Source organism: Brevibacterium ravenspurgense, assembly GCF_001584615.1.
GTDB classification, from domain to species: Bacteria; Actinomycetota; Actinomycetes; order Actinomycetales; family Brevibacteriaceae; genus Brevibacterium; species Brevibacterium ravenspurgense.
Map to the genome: position 1 here is coordinate 23,469 of NZ_LQQC01000005.1, position 21,519 is coordinate 44,987.

15 protein-coding genes are annotated in these 21,519 nt (G+C 58.6%); 3 read left to right on the forward strand and 12 right to left on the reverse strand.

Features of this window, described 5'->3' with window-relative positions:
- Window positions 1-26 precede the first annotated feature (26 nt).
- On the forward strand, window positions 27-1,397 hold the full coding sequence (locus Bravens_RS02155) for an aspartate aminotransferase family protein (RefSeq protein ID WP_062019901.1): 1,371 nt from the start codon (window positions 27-29) through the stop codon (window positions 1,395-1,397).
- Window positions 1,398-1,819: 422 nt separating this feature from the next.
- On the opposite strand, the gene Bravens_RS02160 is transcribed toward Bravens_RS02155, so the two are convergent.
- Entirely contained in the window at window positions 1,820-3,190 is a 1,371-nt protein-coding gene (locus tag Bravens_RS02160; protein ID WP_082790976.1) for an MFS transporter, read from the reverse strand.
- Window positions 3,191-3,878: 688 nt separating this feature from the next.
- Between Bravens_RS02160 and Bravens_RS02165 the strand changes: the two genes are divergently transcribed.
- Complete coding sequence (locus Bravens_RS02165) at window positions 3,879-4,199, forward strand: hypothetical protein (protein WP_062019903.1); 321 nt, start codon at window positions 3,879-3,881, stop codon at window positions 4,197-4,199.
- On the opposite strand, the gene Bravens_RS02170 is transcribed toward Bravens_RS02165, so the two are convergent.
- The 4 genes from Bravens_RS02170 to Bravens_RS02185 form a co-directional block, all read right to left on the reverse strand.
- Window positions 4,184-5,191 carry a nucleoside hydrolase gene (locus Bravens_RS02170; RefSeq protein WP_062019904.1) on the reverse strand — a complete coding sequence of 336 codons (1,008 nt, stop codon included), beginning with the start codon at window positions 5,189-5,191 and terminating at the stop codon, window positions 4,184-4,186. The two genes, Bravens_RS02165 and Bravens_RS02170, sit on opposite strands and share 16 nt — an antisense overlap.
- Before the next feature lie 8 nt (window positions 5,192-5,199).
- Window positions 5,200-6,177 (reverse strand): LacI family DNA-binding transcriptional regulator, encoded by a 978-nt coding sequence (locus tag Bravens_RS02175; protein WP_167346382.1) that lies wholly within the window; start codon window positions 6,175-6,177, stop codon window positions 5,200-5,202.
- A gap of 91 nt (window positions 6,178-6,268) precedes the next feature.
- Window positions 6,269-7,615 (reverse strand): MFS transporter, encoded by a 1,347-nt coding sequence (locus tag Bravens_RS02180; protein WP_062019908.1) that lies wholly within the window; start codon window positions 7,613-7,615, stop codon window positions 6,269-6,271.
- Between the two features lie 329 nt (window positions 7,616-7,944).
- Window positions 7,945-9,486, reverse strand: a complete 1,542-nt coding sequence (locus Bravens_RS02185; protein ID WP_062019910.1) for an outer membrane protein assembly factor BamB family protein — start codon at window positions 9,484-9,486, stop codon at window positions 7,945-7,947.
- 335 nt (window positions 9,487-9,821) lie between these two features.
- On the opposite strand from Bravens_RS02185, the gene Bravens_RS02190 reads away from it, so the two are divergent.
- Window positions 9,822-11,168, forward strand: coding sequence for a Fic family protein (locus Bravens_RS02190; protein ID WP_062019912.1), 1,347 nt, complete (start codon window positions 9,822-9,824; stop codon window positions 11,166-11,168).
- Window positions 11,169-11,183: 15 nt separating this feature from the next.
- Here the strand turns inward: Bravens_RS02190 and Bravens_RS02195 are convergent, their stop codons facing one another.
- The 7 genes from Bravens_RS02195 to Bravens_RS02225 form a co-directional block, all read right to left on the reverse strand.
- A complete protein-coding gene (locus tag Bravens_RS02195; RefSeq protein ID WP_062019914.1) occupies window positions 11,184-11,825 on the reverse strand; it encodes an ABC transporter ATP-binding protein in 642 nt (213 codons plus the stop codon).
- 8 nt (window positions 11,826-11,833) lie between these two features.
- Complete coding sequence (locus tag Bravens_RS02200) at window positions 11,834-13,252, reverse strand: FtsX-like permease family protein (RefSeq protein ID WP_062019916.1); 1,419 nt, start codon at window positions 13,250-13,252, stop codon at window positions 11,834-11,836.
- Entirely contained in the window at window positions 13,249-14,616 is a 1,368-nt protein-coding gene (locus Bravens_RS02205) for an ABC transporter permease (protein ID WP_062019918.1), read from the reverse strand. The genes Bravens_RS02200 and Bravens_RS02205 overlap by 4 nt, the downstream gene beginning before the upstream one ends.
- A gap of 364 nt (window positions 14,617-14,980) precedes the next feature.
- A complete protein-coding gene (locus Bravens_RS02210; RefSeq protein WP_209435907.1) occupies window positions 14,981-17,968 on the reverse strand; it encodes a type I restriction endonuclease subunit R in 2,988 nt (995 codons plus the stop codon).
- Entirely contained in the window at window positions 17,968-19,233 is a 1,266-nt protein-coding gene (locus Bravens_RS02215) for a restriction endonuclease subunit S (RefSeq protein ID WP_062019921.1), read from the reverse strand. Before Bravens_RS02215 ends, Bravens_RS02210 begins: the two co-directional genes overlap by 1 nt.
- A complete protein-coding gene (locus Bravens_RS02220; protein WP_062019922.1) occupies window positions 19,233-21,284 on the reverse strand; it encodes a type I restriction-modification system subunit M in 2,052 nt (683 codons plus the stop codon). The genes Bravens_RS02215 and Bravens_RS02220 overlap by 1 nt, the downstream gene beginning before the upstream one ends.
- The gene (locus tag Bravens_RS02225) at window positions 21,274-21,477 is read right to left on the reverse strand and encodes a type II toxin-antitoxin system Phd/YefM family antitoxin (RefSeq protein WP_209435908.1); all 204 of its coding nucleotides are present in this window, start codon (window positions 21,475-21,477) and stop codon (window positions 21,274-21,276) included. The genes Bravens_RS02220 and Bravens_RS02225 overlap by 11 nt, the downstream gene beginning before the upstream one ends.
- Window positions 21,478-21,519 lie beyond the last annotated feature (42 nt).

Below are 21,519 nucleotides of genomic sequence, written 5' to 3' on the forward strand. Positions count from 1 at the left end.
GCCGAGGCAAGAAAGCAAGGATTCCAATGTCGAACATCGATCTTCAAGCAGGCCTGCGCGATCACCTGTGGATGCACATGGCCAGCCACGACCACCTGTTCACCGGCGGCCGCACTCCCGTCATCACCCACGGCGAAGGCCACCACGTGTGGGACGACAAGGGACACAAGCTCATTGACGGCCTTGCCGGCCTGTTCACCGTCCAGGTTGGCTATGGGCGTGAAGAACTCGCCCAGGCTGCCTACGACCAGACCAAGAAACTCGGCTTCTTCCCCCTGTGGTCCTACGCGCACGAACCGGCTATCGAACTGGCCACTCGCCTGGCCGCCTACGCACCGGGTGATCTCAACAGGGTGTTCTTCACCTCGGGTGGTGGTGATTCTGTCGAGTCCGCACTGAAGCTCGCCAAGAACTACTTCCGCCTGACCGGCAAGCCGGGTAAGCACAAGATCATTTCGCGTGCGACCGCTTACCACGGCACCCCGCACGGTGCCCTGAGCGTCACCTCGCTGCCGGACCTGCGCAACCAGTTCGCACCGCTCGTGCCCGGTGCGCACAAGGTGCCGAACACCAACTTCTACCGCGCGGACGACCGCTTCTCAGGCGACGAAAAGGCATTCGGCCGTTGGGCTGCCGACCGCATTGAAGAGGTCATCGAATTCGAAGGCGCAGACTCCGTCGCCGCGGTGTTCCTCGAACCGGTGCAGAACTCCGGCGGTTGCTTCCCGCCACCACCGGGCTACTTCGAGCGCGTGCGCGAAATCTGCGACGAACACGACGTTCTGCTGGTGTCAGACGAAACGATCTGTGCATTCGGCCGCATCGGCTCAATGTTCGCCTGCAACGACTTCGACTACGTGCCGGACATCATCACCACCGCCAAGGGCATCACCTCCGGCTACGCCCCACTGGGTGCGATGATCGCCTCGGACCGCCTGTTCGAACCCTTCGGCAAGGGTGGGGAGACCTTCTACCACGGCTACACCTTCGGCGGTCACCCCGTTTCCTGTGCCGTTGCGCTGGCCAACCTCGACGTCATGGAAAAGGACGGCCTGAACGACCGCGTGGCAACGAACTCGCTGGCTTTCCGCAACACGCTGGAAAAGCTCACGGACCTGCCGATTGTCGGCGACGTCCGAGGTGAGGGCTACTTCTTCGGCATCGAACTGGTCAAGGACAAGGCCACCAAGGAAACGTTCACAGAAGAAGAGTGCGAGCGCGTCCTCAACGGCTTCGTGTCACCGGCGCTGTACGAACGCGGTCTCTACTGCCGAGCTGACGACCGCGGCGAACCCGTCATCCAGCTGGCTCCCCCGCTGACCTGCGGGCCGGAGGACTTCGCGGAAATGGAGCAGATCATCCGCTCCGTCCTCGTCGACGCAGCCGAAAAACTGTAAGGGGAACGGGGCCGAGGTGCCGCAACCGGCACCTCGGCAACCGGCACCTGGGCAGGGGTCGGGAACTTGGTAACCGGCACCTCGGCGGCCCCCAACCAACCCAGACTCACGCTTTAATGCAGCCTTACGCGCAAATGCGCCGCATTAAAGCGTGAATCTGCATTACCGCGTGAAAACGCGCCAGAAAACGGACGAGGCGGAGGTCGGCTGGGCCCGTGGAGCCTACTGTCCACCGAACAGCCGAGGCGGCAACCTGCGGCTAGCCCCAGCCATCCCAGACTCACGCTTTAATGCAACCTCACGCGCAAATGCGCTGCATTAAAGCGTGAGTCTGCATTACCGCGTGAGAACAGTTCGCTTCAAACCGTGAAAACGGACCAGCAAACGGACGAGGCGAAGGCCGGCCACCCGGCCCAGGCCCGCTACGCCTTCACCTCGTCTTTTGGTTTGGCTGTGGCAATAAAGACAGCAGCGATCAACTGCGCTGCGGCCATGTAAAGGGCGACGGGAATCCAACTGCCGGTGGCGGCGTACAGGCTGGTTGAGATCAGCGGTGCCGGGGCCGACGAGATCAGCCCGCACAGCTGGTAGCTGATCGATGCGCCGGTGTAGCGGACGCGGGGTTCGAACAGCTCGGCGATGAAGCCTGAGGATGTCGCATACACGAACGAGTGCCCAATGGGGAACGCCAGCACCATCGCGGCGTAGGCGGCCCAGGTTTGGCCGCTCATCATGAGTGCGAAGATCGGCACCGAAACGGCCGCGGTGACGATCGAACCGACGATCATCATCTTCTTCTTGCCGTGCTGATCAGCGAAGATGGCGACCAGCGGAATGGCGATGATGTCGAGCAGCGAACCGAACGCAATGGCCAGCAGCACGGTGCCGCGACTCATGTCGGTTTCAGCCGGCGTCAGGGCCAGCAGGTACACGGTGACCAGGTAGAACAGGGTGTTTGAACCGACCAGCGTGAAAATGCCGACGAGCAGCGAGTGCTTGTGGTCGCGAAACATTTCGAGGGCGGGGACGACGGCGTGCGATTCGTCCTCGTGCATCTTCTGCATGTCCGGGGAGTCTTCGAGCTTCAGGCGGATAATGAAGCCGACCAGCACCAGCAGGGCGGACACGAGGAACGGGATGCGCCAACCCCAGCTGAGGAACTGCTCTTCGGGCATCATCTGCACCAGGAAGAACGCACCGGAGCTCAACAGCGAACCGGCGGGCACACCGGCCTGCGGCCACGAACCGTAGAAGGCCCGCTTGTGCCTGGGCGCATGTTCGACGGCCATGAGGACAGCACCACCCCATTCGCCGCCAACACCGAAGCCCTGGATCAGACGCAGGATCACCAGGAGGATGGGCGCGGCAACACCGATCGTGGTGTAGCCGGGCAACAGGCCGATCGCGACCGTCGCGCCACCCATCATGAGCAGCGACAACACGAGCATCTGCTTGCGACCGATCCTGTCACCGAAGTGCCCGAACACCAGACCACCCACGGGCCGGGCGATAAAGGCCACCGCGAAGGTCGCAAGGGCACTCATCTGGCTGGCCACCGGGCTGAGGCTGGGGAAGAACTGATCGTTGAGCACCAGCACCGCCGCGGTGCCGAAGAGGAAGTAGTCGTACCATTCGATCGCCGTGCCGAGGAAGCTGGCAAAGGCAACTTTGGCTGGGTTTTCCGGAGTTTTCGCAGCTGACGAGGTGCCGGTTTGGTCGGCCGCCGAGGTGCCTGCTGGGGTATTGGCTGGGTTGCCTGCTGGGCTGCCGGCGGGGCTGAGCTTGTCGCTCATCGTTGAGCCTCTCTGTATGTCTGTGTGTGCACGAGGTTCTGCTGAAAACAGCATTTCACCTAGTGAAAGTGGCCGCAGTCACATTACATCACGTGCGTTGGGACACAAAGGCCAGCCCAGAGTCACGCTTTAATGCAGACTCACGCGCTAATGCGCTGCATTAAACCGCAAATCTGCATTACCGCGTGAGAGCACGGCAGTGAAGGGACGAGGCGGAGGTCGGGCTGGGCCTGCCGCAACCACACCCCGGCCAAGCCACAGTCACGCTTTAATACAGAATCACGCGCTAATGCGTTGCATTAAAGCGTGAAACTGCATCACCGCGTGAGAACACGACGGGAAGGGACGAGGCGGAGGTTGGGCGGACCGGTTTGGATAGCCGGGGCAAAGCTGGGGGCGGCTAGCAGCTAAACCAGCCACAGTCACCCAGACTCACGCTTTAATGCAGACTCACGCGGTAATGCGCCGCATTAAACCGCAAATCTGCATTACCGCGTGAGAGCACGGCAGTGAAGGGACGAGGTGGAGGCGGCCAAGGCCCAACGAAGCCCGGCATGACGGGGCTCGAGTACAATGAGCCCACTCGAACTACACAGCGCTCACCTGCAAGTTGGGCACTGCACTCCCCGACGGGCGCCCCGACTTTCGTCCCGGCAGCCACCTCGGCAGAAAGAAAGATTGGTCCGCTTTGTCTGAATCGGCTTCGCACTCGTCGCACGGCGCCCCTGACGCCGCCCACATCAACGGCAACATCGACGCCGCACCGCGTCTGGTCGCCTACGACCCCGACAACAGGCGGCCGCTGTTCGCGTTCGTCCTGTACATCCTTGCGGCACTCATGATTGTCGTCGCACTTGTCATCAGCAGCGAAGCCAGCGAACCCCTGCAGGCCGCTCCCCTGTGGGGCTCAGCAGTCGTCGTCGGCGGCCTCGGCGTTGTGGCTCAGCTGCTGCAGCGTCTGTGCCGAATCCTCAAGGACATCCGCGCGGAGCTTCAGAGCCGCCGCTGAAAACTATCCCGCAGCAGAGCTAAAAGCCGACTGTTATCTACTGACGTCACGAGCTCCACAGCCCCTTGGTGAATACTCGCGTATTCCCTGAGGGGCTGTGGCGTTTGGCCATCAAGACGCACAGTTCTACCGCTTTCTTGGTCGTCGCTGACGACAATCCCGACCTCTGCAGGCTCCGAAGTGACGAGCGTCGGATCAATCAGCATTGCAACTGTCAGTGCATCATGAACCCACATCCCCGGGATGTTCCGGGTTTCAGATGAGAAGCTGACCCACGGGCGCAGTGTGGGAACTAGAGCCCGCGTGAGGGAGCTGTCTAAACGCTCGAAACCATCAAGGTCTTCGTGCGTAAGCATGGTTGTCGTCGTAACATCCATCGGGACGAGCGTCATCGGCGCGCCACTGGCAATCACGGCGCCCGCCGCTTCCGGATCCAAGAAAAAGTTGGTATCAACCGGGAACCGATCTGCGTCAAAAGCCCCGCCCATTACGACAATCCGTCGGACAGCGTCAGCTGTTTCAGGATACTTTCGCAACATCGAAGCAATATTGGACAGCGGCCCGATCGCTGCAATCGTAACTTCTCCGGGGTCAGCCAAAACCGCCTGCGCTAGCCAGTCGACGGCCCCTTCGTTGAAAGCATCCGCCGAACTCACGGCGAACGGCGCAGGCCCCCAAAGTCTCTGAGCGAGCTCTCCAGTCCGCTTGCGCTGCGCTTCCTCCACCCATTCGCGCACTCGCCGCTGGTTCACATAGGGCTCCCCGCACACGACCGGAACATCCACCTCGAGTTCTTTCAGCAACCACGATGCAGCCGCTGCGCCTTCTTCACGAGCAGTATTACCGCTGACAACTGAAACCCCTACTAGATCAACCAACTGCGAACACGCAGCCAGAGCGATGGCGATTCCGTCATCGGTATTCGCACCAGGAATCCCATTTCCGGGATCGGTATCAATCACCAAACGCAAAGAACTGTTCTCCCGTTCCATCAAGTCCGCTACACATAGCTGCTCTCGCAACCGCAAGAAGACCGCCGAATCAGATCCCCTTGGGCTGCCAAAAGCTGCGGCTCATCCGCTTGGAGCAGACATTCAACCGCGTTTTCCGCGTTGTCCGCAACGAACTGCTCAAATGTCGTTAAAGACGGGATCGTGAACGAACCCATCGATGTTCCGTTTAAGGCTGCGACTGCTACATCTTTCGGCACAGAAACGCCAGCCTCAGAGCACGCCGCAAGGAATCCAACAGCCTGGGATTCGTTTGCTGCAAACAGCCCGTCGAAATCAACGGCGGACTCAATCAGCTTTTCTCCCGCCTGATATCCACCTGAACGGGTGTAAGGCGCGCTCTGCAGCAAGCCTGAGTCTTCCTCGAACCCCCGGGCCCGGAGTGCTTCAGCCCACCCCTGCATGCGAACTCGGGAATTGCGTTGATCAAGCGGTCCTGTGACCATCGCTATTCTTTGCCGACCGTGTTCAGCAAGGTGATCAACCGCTTTGAAAGTCGCCGCACCCTCATCCAACCGCATGCAGTGTGCGAAGGATGGGGCATCCCAGGAATCGAAAACCAACACACGGGTTGTGTCTCTTAACTTCTCCAGTTCCGGAGGGCACCCATCGACACCGTAGAAAAGAAGACCCTCTACCCGGTTCAGAACGAAGCTCTCCAAAAGCTTGACTTCCTGCTGGCGGTCATCGGCAGAATCGCCCAGCAGAATATTCAAGCCCCGCTGCCGCGCCGCGTTGCCAACCGCATGCGCCAGCTCAGACAAGTACGGATTCTTGATGCTGGGAACAATCAGTCCGATCGTGCCCGTCGTACCCGAAGCCAAAGCTTTGGCCACCCCATTGGGGCGATAGCCGGTTTCCTTAATGGCTTCGATGACGCGTTCTCGCAGCGCTTTGGAAACTGGGCGCGGGCCGTTGTTGACAACATAGCTGACGACAGCGACGGAAGTTCCCGCAACACGGGCCACGTCTTTGCGGGTGACTCTTCCCCCACGGTCATGCATACTCGGCCTCGCAATCCCAGCTTCCCAGCATGGGCACCAACAATAGCTAACGGACTTAGATTGCGTCTCGAATATCGTTGAGGTCGCGTCCGCGCGTTTCCGGTGCCGCGAAAGTCGTAGCCAGACCGATTCCAGCCATCACCATCCAGTAGATGGCGAGCGGCCACCAAGCTCCAGCCATGGCCAAGAGAGCAGAGGCGACTGCCGGGGCGGTACCACCGGACAGAATTGATCCCAGTTCCTTCGCGACCGCCATCTTGGTAAAGCGGTTCTTTGCGCCGAACAGTTCCACGCCATAGGCAGCCTGCACACCAAAGATTCCCAACGAGGCTACGCACATAGCAACAACAATGACGATAACGGTCACCACGGGATCGCGAAGTTCAAGGATCCAAAAGACGGGGACTGCCATCAAAACGAGTGCGAAGCAGAACCAGCGGTACACGATGCGACGGCCGAACTTATCGGACAGGTGGCCGGCCAGTGGAATGACAGCAAATCCGAGGAATGATGCAATGAGCACCGCCGTCGTTGAAACAGATTTGTCGATCAGAAGAATGTTGGCGACATAGCCGACAAGGAATCCCTGCGCCATGTATGACGGCCCATTTTCACCGATGCGAAGACCGAGCATGACGAAGAAAGCGCGGTTCCGCTGCCAAAAGCTGCCTTCCTCGGCAACCGACTGAACCTTCTGCGTACGCTGTTCGAGCTCTTCCTTGTGCTGAGCGAAAACCGGAGTTTCTTTCATAGTGCGGCGAATCAGAAGTGCACCGAGAGCAACGAGAATCGAGGCCAGGAATGGAATTCGCCAACCCCAGGAGTAAAGCGCCTCATCTGGCATCTGGACTACAAGGAGCCAAGCGCCTGAAGCGAGGAGCGTACCGCTGTTCGAGCCAATGGCAACGATCGACGCAACAAGCCCGCGCTTCTTCGCGGGGGCATACTCAGTCAGCACGATCGCCGCGCCCGACAGCTCAGCGCCAGCACCAAAGCCTTGAAGGACGCGCATCAACAAGAGAAGAAGCGGTGCGCCAAGACCAATCTGCTCATACGTCGGCAGCAAGCCAATAGCAGTAGTGGCCCCACCCATGAGCGCAACGGTCACGACCAGGACGACTTTCCGCCCCTTCTTGTCACCCAGGCGGCCGAAGAAAATCGCCCCCAACGGCCGCGCGAAGAAACCAACCGCGTAGGTGGAGAAGCCCGCGAGCAGGGATACCGCCGGCGACTCCGAGGGGAAGAACAGGGTATTGAACACCAAAGCAGTTGCCAGGCCGTAAAGCGCAAAGTCAACGTACTCCATCGTCGTTCCCAACCAGGAAGAAACGACAGCGGTTATGAAATTCGATCGCCCTTCTTTGGACTTCAGCTCTGCATCAGCAGCGAGGTTTTCGGCCATCTGGCGCTCCTATTCTACGCGGGTAGACCTTGTTGCTTTCGGTAAATTAAACACTCAAAGTGACAGATAAGTAAACAGGACAACAAGGCCTGTTGACGGAGCCAGCAACACAGGTCCCGAATCCTCAAGGACATCCGCGCGGAACTTCAGAACCGCCGCTGAGCGGTTAACGCACTCAAGCACCACAACCTCAAAACGCCGGTGGGGTATGCACTTCTGCATACCCCACCGGCGTTTCAGTTCAGGGAACTAGCCTTCAGCGGCCTGACTCCAAGGGGCCAAACCACCCCGGCCCCTCGGCCGCGTCAGCCGACCAACCGCTGAGCGGCTCACCCTTCTTTAGACCTCAGCACGCGGAACTTGGTCTGGCCGTTAGGCTTGTCGCCACCGTCGATCTTCATAGCGACAGCAGAATCCGTCATCGTCAGCCATCCCAGGTGCAGCTTCCCGGCTTCACCTTCACCCGCGCCAACGCCTTCGCGCCACAGTTCTTCACCGGTGTTGGCATCGACGGCTACAGCTGAATCGTCTTGGGCGAACACCACGGCGTCCGCACCGGCCACATACCCGGCGTCACGGGCAGCGGAACTTGCTTCCGCCTCGGCGGGGGCTGACCAGAGGACCTCACCATCGGTCATGGAGACCGCATCGAGTGTGTTGTCGGGGCTGGGCACGAGCCCGTACAGCTGCCCATCTTTGGTGATGCCGGCGGGAGCGTCGAATGGCAGTCCGGCGCCGGCCAAACCCTGCGAAAACTCATCACTCACGGGTTTGCGCTGCACACCTTCGAGTTTGCCGCCGGTGAGGTTGTCGCCGACTTCTGCAAAGACCGCACCTTCTTCCGTTGCGGTGTAGCAGTACTTCTTGCCGCCGAGTTCGTGCATGCCGCCGGCAATGCAGTCGGCACCATCGGCATCGGTGTTGATTGTGACGGCGGGGTCCTTTGCAGCATCGACGTCCGACCATTCCTTGACGGTGTAGATGTCAGATGTTGTCGACAGGTCGGGGGTTTCCCGCTCCAGCGCGTAGTTATCAGCGTCAACGGCGGACAGCTGGTAGATGTTGCCAATGGCATCGGGGTTGATATCCCCGCCATCGAGCCTGGTCACAACGGCTGCTTGGGCTTTGCCGTCTTTCAGGGAGGTCCGCTGCAGGACCCGCTTGTCAGGGGCCGAGCCCGCATGCGTCAGGTATTCGCCGCTGGGGTCGACGGTCGGCATGCTGACCTGGCTGCCCTTGGGCAGCGCGGGCGACTGCCAGTGGGGCTTGATCTCTTGAGCGCCCGAGGTGCCATCTGGCAGCTGCAAGCCCACGACTGCCGGTGACTCACCTGAGCAGGCGGCAATCTGCTGTGCATCCTGGCCAAGTCCTTGGAGCGCAAGGACGATCGTGTCGGAATCGGTGACAGGTTTGTCGTCAAGAAGCCAGTACGCCTTGGCAGAGCACTTGCCCAGCGAACCGGGGTCGAAGGTCCACTGTTCTTCGCCATCTGCCGTGTTGAGACCGTGGATTTTCCCGGTTTGCGGGTCTTGGTAGATGAGGGTGTCGCCCTTGATGTAGGACTCGGGGCCGGTGATTCCGGCATCGGTGGGTGGGATGGCCGCTGATTTGGACCACAGCTCTTTGCCGTCACCGTCGAAGGCGCGCATTTTCTGCGCGACACCGTCATAGAGCACCGCGAAGTTATTACTCGAAGCGAAGACAGTTGCCGCCGCATCGAGCTTCTGCCAGGAGCCCCATTCGAGCTTAGGCTCGCTTTTGTCCGGGTTGGCCGAATCACCAGAGCCGCCGGACCCTCCACACCCGGTGAGGACGAGTGAACTGGCAAAGACGACGGCCGCGGTGGCGCGCAGGGCCTTACGACGAATCATGGTGCTCCTTGACTACGGCTTGCCGGACGGCAACGCCCCTCATCGTAGCTAAGACGTTCCCTGTTCAAACTGGAGCGAGCGCAGGTCGCCGAGGTGCCGGTTGCCGAGGTGGGCTGCCGGTCGCCGAGGCGGATGCCCGGGTGAGCGCCGGGCGGCCGGTTGGGATGTGAGCTGGGGTGGGCTGGTGAGGTGGGCTTACCTCAAGGCTCGCCCGTATCCTTAGCCAGAAACGAAAACCGCCCAAGGATAATGCTTATCCTTGGTTAAATTAGCGATTTGCCCGAGGATAAGCATTATCCTTGGACAAAACAGCGCTGAAGGAAAGGTTAGTGCTTATGTCGTGGACGGCTCGGGAGTGGACTTCTCCTGACAGTGCGCGGCGTCCGCGTGAACGCTGGCAGGGAACCTATTGGGCGTATCAGCCGTTTTCGCTCACTGAACCTGAGTGGCGCATCGATCCTGCCGTGGCAGCTGAAGCCGGTCGTGTAGAGCGGCGTATCCGCAACCTGAAGTTTCATAAGGCCGCGGGCAAGCTCGAAGCGGTCTCGCGGTATCTGCTTCGCAGCGAAGCAGTCTCCAGTTCCTATATTGAGGGGTTGCGGTCCAATGCGCGCAACATTGTGTTCGAAGAGCTCAAACGGCTTGAGCACACTGCGAACGGCACGGCAGCTGCCGGGCACGCGTCGACAGCGGCTGAGGTTGCCGACAATATTGCCGCCCTGACGAGCGCTGTTGAACGTTTGGGTACGGCTGAGCGCATCACATGGGCCGACATCGAACAGCTGCAGAAAGAACTGTTGCCCAGCCTGAGCGCGCCGGGCATTCGTGACAGGCAGAACTGGGTGGGAGGAAGTGAGATTCACCCCGGCCAGGCGGAGTTCATTCCTCCGACTGAACAGGCGCTGGCTCCCGCGGTTGAGGATCTTGTTGAGTTCATGAACGGAGCTGCGACAGGGTGCCTGATTCAGGCGGGCCTTGTGCATGCGCAGTTCGAAACGCTGCACCCGTTTGCTGATGGCAATGGGCGCATTGGGCGAGCACTCATTCACACGGTGTTTGTTCGCGGTGGTCTGACGGAGGGGTCGGTTCTGCCCATCAGTCAGGTGCTGCTGACCCGGTCAGACGAATACGTCGCGGAACTCATGGCTTTCCGCGGCATCCCACGTGGCGCCGAATTTGTCACGAGCGCTGAACCGGTCCGTGAACTGAGCGTCAGCGACGGCATCAATGCCTGGCTTCGGCATTTCATTTCCGCGGCGGATGAGGCTGTCGATCTGGCGTCTGCACTTAAAGATGAGCTTGATGAGTTCGATCGCGATAGCCACGCCCTCATCACCACCTATGCGGAGCGGACCGGAACGCGGATTCCGCGCAGCGATGCATCGGTGTGGAAGATCCTCGACATCCTGCCGAAGCTTCCGGCTTTGACTGTCGATGTGGCTGCTCGGCTGACCGGGACAAGCTCCACTTCGGCGCAGAATGCTCTTGAGCATCTTGTGGAGGCCGGCGTGCTTGACCGGCGCAACATCGGCAAAGGCAAACGCGGTTTCGTGTCCAATGACCTTTTCGATTTACTCAACTCAACCCAGCGAAAATGGGCAAGCACCCGGTTCGATACGCGCATCAGCAAACCGAACCGGCCAGCCCCGGGCAGTCCCGGCAATAAGAAACGGCAGCCGTAACCCCACCTCCTCCGTCTAGGCCTTTTTGCGTTCGATCACTTTGCGCTGTTCTAGGCGCAGCGTGACGTCGGCGGATCGTGCAAGCTGCTTCGAGTGGGTGACGACGATGACGCATTTGCCCTGCTCATGGGCTGCATCCCGCAGAATTTCGATAACCCCTTCGGCGGTTTCCTCATCGAGGTTGCCGGTGGGCTCATCAGCCAAGACGACCGGTGCAGAGGAAACCAGGGCTCGGCCAATGGCCACCCTCTGCTGCTGACCACCAGACAGGGCAAGCACGTTCCGCTTCGCAGCAGCAGCATCAATGCCCAGCCGGGTGAGGTCGTCAACGCTGGCCTTGGGGTTGACCAGGCGCAGGTTCTCCAGAGGCGTCAGGTAGTCGATGAGGTTGTAGTTCTGGAACACCAGCGCAATCTGGTCTTTGCGGTGACGGGTGTACCCGGTTTCGGCAATGTCATCGCCGCCAAACCGGACGGTGCCCTGACTGGGTGCATCGAGTCCAGCCAGCAGGTTCAACATGGTGGTCTTGCCCGCACCCGACGAACCGACGATCGCGTAGAACGTGCCCTTTTCGAAGTCATAGGTGACGTTGCTGAGCACCCGCTTGGCAGAGTTGGGATAGCTGAAGTTGACGTGATCAAGCTGCATGATGGCCATGATGTTTCCTAACTGAGTTTTGCAAGAATTCGTTTGGGGCGCTGCATAACAAGCGGCAGAACTCCCACGGACACCCCGATGAGCACAATGACGGCTCCCAGCACCAACGCCAGGACAACATCACCGGCACCCGTGCTCGGCTGAAGCGACGACAGCGCCTCCCCACCCACCTGGGCGAAGACCGCCTGTCCCAACCGGGAGGAAAGAACCGTTCCGACTACCGCAGCAATCACCGCCGCGACACCGGCGAAAATGCCCGCTTCAATCGCGAACTGCGACAGCACATTGCCTTTGCTTTTGCCCAGGGACAAAAGGATGCCAATTTCGTGAATCCGTCCGCGCGCCCAAAATGTGCTCACCAGTGTGAGCACGCACGCGCCGGCCACACACAGGCCCAGCAGCAGGATTCCCAGCAGTCGGTCCACCCCGGAAATCGCCTGGAGAACAGGGGCGAACTGTGCCGAGTTGTCCTCCAGTGTCAGCTCCGGTGCGATGCCTTTGGCAGCTTCGAGCGCTTCCGGCAGCTGCTGCGCGTTCTGCGTGAAATAGCGGCCCGTGGTCAGGGGCGCGCCGAGCCTCTGCGCGGATGCTAGATCCACAAAAACGTGGTTCTCAGATGCCCCGGACGGCAGTCCCGTGGGGTTGTCGGTTTTGCCGTCGAGAATGCCGGCAATCGTGACCGTGATCTTCTCACCATCGCGAGTAAGCGCGAGCTTGTCACCCACCCCAAGCTTGTTGTGATCGGCGAACTCGCGGTGAATGATCGCCTTCCCCGCGCCGGCCTTCCCAGCGCCAACCCGCGAGCCACCATCAGTGCCAGCCTGCGAACCACTGTCCGCGCCACCATCCGCACCCACGTGCTCCCCTTCGACAAGCCGGTACAGCTTGCCCTGGAATGCCGGGTTGAGCGAGGAATCACTGGTGCCGGTGACACTGACATCGCCTGCGAACTGCGGGTCCAGCTGAACTCCACTGGCGCCCAACACCGGCTGCGCTCCTTCGGGCCGGGCCAAGACGGCCGCTTCAAGACTGTGCCGCGCCACCTGGGGCAGGCCTGCCAAACGCTCAGCCACCTGCCGATCGATTCCAACGGAATCCCCCGAGGTGCCGCCCGGCTGGACAGCCGGGCTCCCGCCCGCCCCAGGTGTCTCACCTGAACCGGGTGCCACCTGACCACCCTCCCGAGGTGCCGGGTCACCTGCCGAACCGGACTCCACCTCGTCAGCGGTCTCACCTGCCGACCCACTCGCCGTGAATCCGGCACCGACGTTGGTGTTGATGGCGTTTTTGACCTCAGCCATGGTGGAGCGCACACCGGATTGGGCGACGAGTGCTGTGAAGACCACGGTCATGATGAGGGTCATGAGCAGGGTGCGGCCGGGTTTGCGGGTGACGCAGCGGATTGCGCGTGACCAGGGGCTGGTCATGTGGCGTCCACCAGGATTGCGCGGGGGCTCTTGCGCATCATCGGCACCGTGGTGATGGCAACGACAATGGCGATGACGGCAACACAGATAATCGCAGCCTGAATGACCGAGCCTGACGTCAGGCCCACTGTCAGGTTGTCCAGTGTTTGGGCGGATGCGGAAGATTCCATGTCGGCACCGAACTGGCCAGCTTGGGCCATGTCCTGTGCGGCGGATTTGTTGACGCTGGCCAGGGTGGTCTCACCCATCCACTGGGCGAATCGGCCGGCGGCGAAGTAGGCGGCGACGAATGCCGGTACCGCGATCAGGATCATCTCGGTGAAGTACTGGGCTGCGATGCTGGTTTTGGTGGTACCGATGGACAGCAGCGTGCCGGTTTCTCTGTTGCGTTCGCGCAACCACAGGAACAGGACCAGGGCGACGACCGCGGCGGCGAAAATGGTGGCGGCAACGGTGGTGTTGCGCATGATGCTCTTGATGCCCTCAACAGCGCCGGTGATGCCCGAAAGGTACTGGGCGGATGGCGAGATCTGGTAATTCTGCCAGTCGATGCCCTGGCCTTTCGCGGCTTCTGTCACCTGGTCGAGGTCGGCATCTTTGCTGATGAAGAAGTTCGCGTCCTGGTAGATCTCGTTATCTGGCGTGAACTTGTACAGCGCGCGTGTGGTCTCTAGGTCAGTGAACACGGTGTTGGCGAAAAGCTCATTGCGCGTGGCTGCCGGGCGGGGGTTGTCGCCGGATACGAGGCCCACGATTTCGGTTGTGACCTCTTCTGTGGACTGGCGTTCGTTGTCGACGTCGTACTTGTTGCCCTTCAGCGTGAGTTTGCTGCCCACGGTGAGGTTGTTGGCTTTTGCGAGGTCTTCGTGGATGACGGCTTTGTTCTTGTCATCGGACTTCAGGTGGCGGCCTTCGGTGAGTTTCAGTGTGCCGCTGCGGAAGTTGTTGTCGATTTCGCTGTTGTTGACACCCCACACGTTGACGGCGTTGCCGAACTGTTCTTCACGTTGTTTGTCGTAGTCGTCGTGGTCGAGTTTCTGCACTTTCGCACCCACGAGGTCAGCGGTGACGTTCTGGCGGGCCACGTGCGATTCGACACCCTCCAGCCCCGCGAGTTTGTCGATGTCAGCGGGTTTGACGGTGCCGGCACCTCGTGGTGTTCCGAGGTTGTGCTGGGGGTTGTTCTCCAGGACGAACCCGCGGCCAGTCTTTGCTTCGATTTCGCCTGACACGTGGTCAGCTGAGCGGCTGACGGCACTGGCGGCCATGACCACGGTGGCCATGATGGCCAGAACAGCAAAGATGATGAGTGTTTTTACTGGCTTGCGAACACAGTAGCGCCAGGCTCTGCCTACGAACGTCAAAACTTCCCTTCCACGGTGACAGCGGCAGCACCCACGCGCGGGTTGTGGTGCGCTACCGAAAAGATCCTGGAAGAACGTACTACCGGAATCTGGGCTGATTCTGAATGCCCCCTGCGTCCAAACTGTGGGATGACGAGGTGGAGGTGCGGTATGGGGGTGTGTGCGGCTTTGCGTGGGGGTTAATTGTCAGCCGATAGTTCCGTATCGTTCTACGAGGTCGATGATTTTCTTCAGGACGCGGACCTTGACCTCGCCACGTGTTTCCCCATCGGAGGTGCGGCATGTTTACTAAACACGCTAATTCCACTATCTGCAAAAGCAGACTCGGGAACACGTCAAACACCCCTGCAGGTGAGCCGGACGATCAGTCCTTGCGCTTGAGACGTTCATAGATCAGGGGCAAGAGCACGCGATCGACATCGGCCTTGAACTGTGGATCCGATAGGTACTTGATAGCGAATTCTTGGTTTTGGTTCATCCGGTCGAGCACGATGTCTTGGATGCGTTCGGCGTAGACGATGGAGAACATGTCGAGCGAGTTGTGGGCACGTGACCTGACTTCGGCATCTTCGACCATGTCTTCGGTGAGCTGCTCGATGACTTTATCCACATGGGTGAACTCGGTGCCCCAACGGTCGTTGAGCTTGGAGATGATGTTGGACAGACTGTCCTTTTCGTCCACGCTCGCGCCGCCGATGTCGGGGTTGTTCGACAGCTGGCCTTGCTCATCGGACAGGTCTATTGAGCCTTCGTAGACTTGCTGGAGCCGGTAGTACTGTAGAGCGACCTCGTCTTCCAGATGTGGGGCGGGGTCGCCCTCAATATAGAGCTTGCGCACCAGCAACTTAGCGTATGCGGCGAAGCGGTGGAGTGATTCGTCGTCGAAGCGGATGATGTGCGTCAGGAAGTCGTAGTTGCGGTTGAACTTGTTCATCTTGGCCCGCACTTCAAGCTTGTCCTCGTCCTTGAGTTCATCAAACCGTGCGGCGGCAGGGTCGAGGTACGCGTTGAGTCGGCTGAAGTCGAGGTTCGTTTGCTTCTTCGATTCGGTGAAGAATACCTTGGCAAAGCCCTCGATCTCCTGGTCCGTCCACAAATGATATGAGGCGAGGGAGTGGTAGAGGTCGTAAACGATGTTCGGGTCGGTTTCCTCGGTGATGCCGGTGGAAATGTAGTAGTCCTGGAACGACTTCTGGATCTCCTCAGCGGTATTGACGAAGTCGAGCACGAATGTGTCGGTCTTGCCCGGATGCATTCGATTGATCCGCGACAAGGTTTGCACCGCTTTGACCCCGTGGAGCTTCTTGTCCACATACATGGTGTGCAGTAGCGGCTGGTCGAAGCCCGTCTGGTACTTCTCGGCCACGAGCAGCAGCTGGTATTCGCCAGTGGCGAACTTCTCCGGCAACTCCGCTTCGGGGATCTGGTTGAGCTGTTCCTCGGTGTATTCCGCGCCCTGGTCTTCGACCGCTCCTGAGAATGCCACGAGCACGCCAAGGTCTGCATAACCCTTCTGTGCGATGTAGTCACGGAAGGCGAAGTAGTAGCGCACGGCATGCAGGCGTGAACCGGTCACCAACATGGCTTTGGCGTCGCCGCCAATCTTGTGAGCGACGTTGGCGCGGAAGTGTTCAATGATGATCTCGGCCTTCTGCCGCAGATTGTATGGATGCAGACTCAGGTATTTGCCGAGCGCCTTATTGGCTTGCTTGGTGGAGTACTCAGGATCGTCCGCCGTAGTTTTCCCGACCTGATAGTAGGTCTGGTACGTGGTGTAGTTCTTAAGCACGTCAAGGATGAAGCCCTCTTCGATCGCCTGACGCATTGAATACACGTGGAACGGAACTGGGGTGGCATCCGGTACCGGGGTACCGAAGATCTCTAGCGTCTTCTGTTTCGGCGTCGCAGTGAACGCGAAGAACGAAAGGTTCTGCTGACGCCCCTGCGTGCGCAGCTCCTCGGCGATCTGCTCATCAATCTCTAGCTGTTCCGCTTCGACCAGGGCTTCGGCAGCCGCGTAGCGTTCAAGCAGGCCGTCCTCAGACTCCTTGCCAGCAGTGGCGGTGTCTGCGAGCACTTGCTTGAGCTTCTCCGACGCCTCGCCTGTCTGTGACGAGTGTGCCTCATCAACGATGACCGCGAAGCGCTTACCAGTCGTCGCCACATTGCTCACGTCAACAAACGGGAACTTCTGCAACGTGGAAATGATGATCTTCGCACCATCGGCCAGCGCCTCTGTCAGTTGGTGGGCGTTCTTATCGACCCTCACCACCACGCCGGCTGTGTGGTCCATCGCGTAAATCGTGTCCTGCAGCTGCTTGTCCAGCACGCGCCGATCGGTGATCACGATGATCGAATCAAACACTGCACGCTGCTGATCATCATGCAGGTTTGACAGATGGTGGGCCAGCCAGGCGATCGTGTTCGACTTACCTGAGCCAGCAGAGTGCTGCACCAAATAGTTTTTCCCCGCACCATGATTCTTCGCGTCGGCGATGAGTGCACGCACGGCGTCAAGCTGGTGGTAGCGCGGGAAGATCAATTTGTCTTTGCGTCGGTCGTTCTCGTGTGGGATGAACTGAACGAAACGATGCAGAATATCGAGCAGTGAATCCTTCGCCAGCACCTCTTCCCACAGATAGGACGTCTTGTACTTACCTGACACGGGCGGGTTACCAGCACCATTACCGAAGCCACGGTTAAACGGAAGAAACACCGTGTCCATACCTGCGAGCTTGGTCGTCATCCAGGCCTCGTCAGTATCGACCGCAAAGTGCACCACTGCACGGCGGTTCAACCCAAACAGCACCTCACTGGCCGGGCGGGACCGTTTGTACTGATCAACCGCGTCACGGTAGGTCTGTCCGGTGAGTTGGTTTTTCAACTCTAGGGTCACCACCGGGATACCGTTCACAAACAACACGGTGTCGACAGAGTTGTTGTTTTTTGTCGAGTAGTGCAGCTGGCGCATTATCGTCATACGGTTCGCCCAATACTTCTCCGCCAACAGCTCGTTCAAGTCCGAGCCCGGAGCGAAGAACACCACCTTGAAGCGTGCTCCCAGATCCTCGACACCGCGACGCAGAACCTCGACAACTCCGCGCCGGTCAAGTTCACGGGCCACCCGCTTACAGAACTTCTCACCAGCTTTTGCCCCGTGGATGCTCTCTAAACGTTCCCACTGTTGCGGCTGCGTGTCCCGCACGAAGTCGAGCAAATCCTGCGGATATAAACCCAAGACCCGGTCATAGCCGTCAGGGCTTCGCGACTCGTACAAGTCAAGCTCCGAGGAGCCAACATGAGTCAGCGCGTACTCGATCTCGTCTTCAAACCTGCGTTCAGAAGTATCCATCACGCTTCCCCTCCCACACGGGCCTTGCCCGTCACCGCATCATTAATAACCTGCTTGCGATACTTACCCAGCAGTTCGATCTGCCTGTTTATATTCGAAATAGTTGAGTCAATCTCATTAGTCCTTGCATGAAGAAATTCTACAATTTCTTGTTGCTCAGAAAATGGTGGAAAGGCAAGCATTCGCTTAAGCACGGCATTAGATGAAACACGGAGACGAATTTCAAGAATTCCGTTTGCATACTTGCGAAGCTCCTTCTGAAAGCGCCGAGTCTGAAATACATAGTTCAAAAATTCAAGGGAAGTTCCCACTTTGTTCCTGAAAACATAGTAGACAGGACTGACGAGGCCAAAATACCTAGAAATCCCGACAGAACCAATGATGACATTCATGCTGTTCATTACGATTGTGCCTGGAGGCGCCACTTTATATGACTCAAGCTCTGCCTTTGCCTTATTTCCCGCTGCGCCACGCTCCTCATAGGGCACCACCCCTCTGTCTTTCACCAGAGAAAGAACTTGCGTAGAAATAATTGGGGTGTTACTCATGTCTACCTGTTCCATGTGCCATTGAAGCCGCTCTACTGCCCAATGCTCGGGAACCTCACCAATCCACTCAATTCCGCTGTCCTTGATTGGTGCATCCGGATCTAGGCCGCGAGTCACGGTGCGAGCGATCAGCTCACGGCGGTACCGCTCCAAGAGTTCAACCTCACGCGATAACTTCTCGATGAGAGCGTCAATCTCAGAGGTCTTCGATTCTATGAATTTGGCTATGATGCGCTGTTCTTCAATTGCCGGGTGCGGCAACGGAAAGTTCAGAAACGTTTGCGCAGGAAGCCTCCAACGTCCCATGTTGGAGACACCCTGGCCATACTTGTAATACACGCGACGTGTGTAAAGGCTCTGGAATACATACGAATAGAACGGACTGTGAACGCAACTAGGTTCAATTGGGGCAAAGACACGATAATCAGGGCTGGTAAGCCCGTCGTATTGTGATTGATCTACCCAACCAGTCAGAAGGTCCATTGAGTTCATGGCAAAGTCGCCAACGAATACCTCTTGGTAGCCGTCATAGGTCCCGGCCATCTGGCCTTCGTTTACACATATATTCTTCGGTCGGATTCCCTGCTGAGTGATGGATAGAATAGTCTGCCCTTTATGGGGAACCTGTCGTTTCAAAATCCTGAACAATTGTTTGGTTTTGACCGCATCCCATTCTGCGGGCAGATCGCCGATCCATTCGTCGAGTTGGCCTTGCATCACTTCACCTGCTCGCTGAACAGTTTTGCGATGTCCGCTTGGATGCTGGCGGAGAGGGCTTGGATCTCGGCGAGGGTTTCGACGGGGTCTCCGAGCTCTTCGTACTTGTAGAAGTAACGGGTAAAGGGGATTTCGTAACCGATCTTGGTTTTGTCGTGGTCTATCCATGCGTCGGGAGCATAGGGAATCACTTCGCGCTGGAAGTAGGCCTCGATATCCTCTCGGAACGGGATCTGCTCAGTATCGCGTAGGTCTGTGTCTGGTTCGGGGTTACCTTTCGCATCCACACAGATGTCCGCGTCAGGATTCCCCGAGCCAAGTTCGGCGACGATCTTGCGTAGTGCTGCGATGCCGATCTTCTCGTCACGGTCCTTGATACCTTCTCGGAGGAGGTCGGTGAACTCGTCTCGGTTGAGGTACACGTGCTCGGCGTCGAACGCCTCGAGGGTGGCGATGACCGCGTCCTGCACCCGCTTACCCGCCTCAACTTCTTCGCTACGTGCAGGTTCGGTTCGCTTCCTCGACGTGGCAAGACCCGCGAATGGCTTGGACTGGCGGAGAGCTTCGATCGCGTCTGAGGTGGCTTGGAAGCTCAACCGTAGCGGGCGCTCAACGACCACTTCGTGGTAAGCAAAGTCCTCGGTGTCGAAGATCTTCGACTCTTCGGTTTCCTGGAACGCTCCGTAGATGCGGGTGATGCCAGCAATGTTGTCTTCGGTAAGTTCTTTGCGCTTTTCACCCAAGGGTTTACGCATTCGCTGGAAATACGCGGTGGCGTCGATCAGTTGCACTTTGTTTTTACGGCGGTGCTCTTTCTTGTTCGACAGCACCCAGATGTAGGTGAGAATGCCGGTGTTGTAAAACATCTGATCCGGTAGGGCGATGATCGCTTCTAGCCAGTCATTTTCAAGAATCCAACGGCGGATCTCTGATTCACCCTGGCCGGCTCCACCTGTGAAGAGGGGTGAGCCGTTGAACACGATCCCGATTCGCGTGCCAGGGGCATTAACGAGATCCTTGGGATTGTAGGGCTTCATCTTCGAGATCATGTGTTGCAAGAAGAGGAACGATCCATCCGACACACGCGGCGTTCCCGCTCCGAAGCGCCCCTGGTGGCCCTTGCGTTCAGCCTCGTCAAGAATCGGGTCGGCGTACTTTTTCCAGTTCACGCCGAAGGGTGGGTTGCACAGCATGTAGTCAAACCGCATCCCTGCCGTCTTGTCGTTCGTCAGCGAGTTACCTAAGTAGATGCGTTCTTGGCGTTCGCCCTTGATCATGATGTCCGACTTCGCCACCGCATACGTCTGCGGATTGAGCTCTTGCCCGTAAACCTCGAGGCGGGCAGTGTCATTCAGATCCTCAACATGCTGCGCAGCGATCGAGAGCATTCCACCGGTGCCGACCCCGGGGTCATACAGCGACGCCATAGCACCGTCTGCACAAAGCCGGTTGATATCTTCCTCGGGGTTAAACAAGAGGTTGACCATCAGGCTAATGACCTCACGCGGGGTGAAGTGTTCACCAGCAGTCTCATTTGACAGTTCAGAGAATCGGCGGATGAGCTCTTCAAAGATGTAACCCATCTGGTCGTTACTGACCACGTCAGGGTGGAGGTTGACCTTCGCGGAGGTGAACTCGCTGAGAACGTGATACAGCAGATTGGCCTTGTCGAGGCGTTCAATCACGTTGTAGAAGTTGTAGGCCTCCATTACTTCACGCGCAGCAGGCGCAAACGCCTGCACGTAGTAGGTCAGGTTCTGCTCAAGGTTGTCCGCGTCATTGAGAAGCGTTTTGAGGGTGAAGTTCGAGGTGTTCCAAAACGGGTAACCGGTCGCCTTGGCGTACTGCAGTTCCTTGACCTGCTTCGGCACCGAGGCGGCCTTGATGCTCAGGACTGCCTGCTTGGTGTCAACCAAGACCGAATCGAGGCGGGTGAGCACGGTGAAGGGCAAGACCACGTCGCCGTATTCGTGTTCCTTGTAATCACCGCGCAAGATCTCCGCGATACTCCAGATCAGGGACACATGGTTCGTTTGTTTCTCAGTGCTCACTTGGGTCAATTCCTTCATCCATCAGCCGTTCGTAGCGCTTATTGGAGGTCAGCACAGCGATCGGTTTGCCATAACGCAGTACGTAGGCAGGTTCATCCTCCTCAGCAACCTCTTTGATCAGGCGAGATGCTTGACCTCTTGAGAGATCGCCGATGTTGATTTGACGCATTGGAACCTTGCGTCGTTTCATCACCATGGCCTCCATGCCGCTCGAACAAGTCCATTCCAGCTTTCC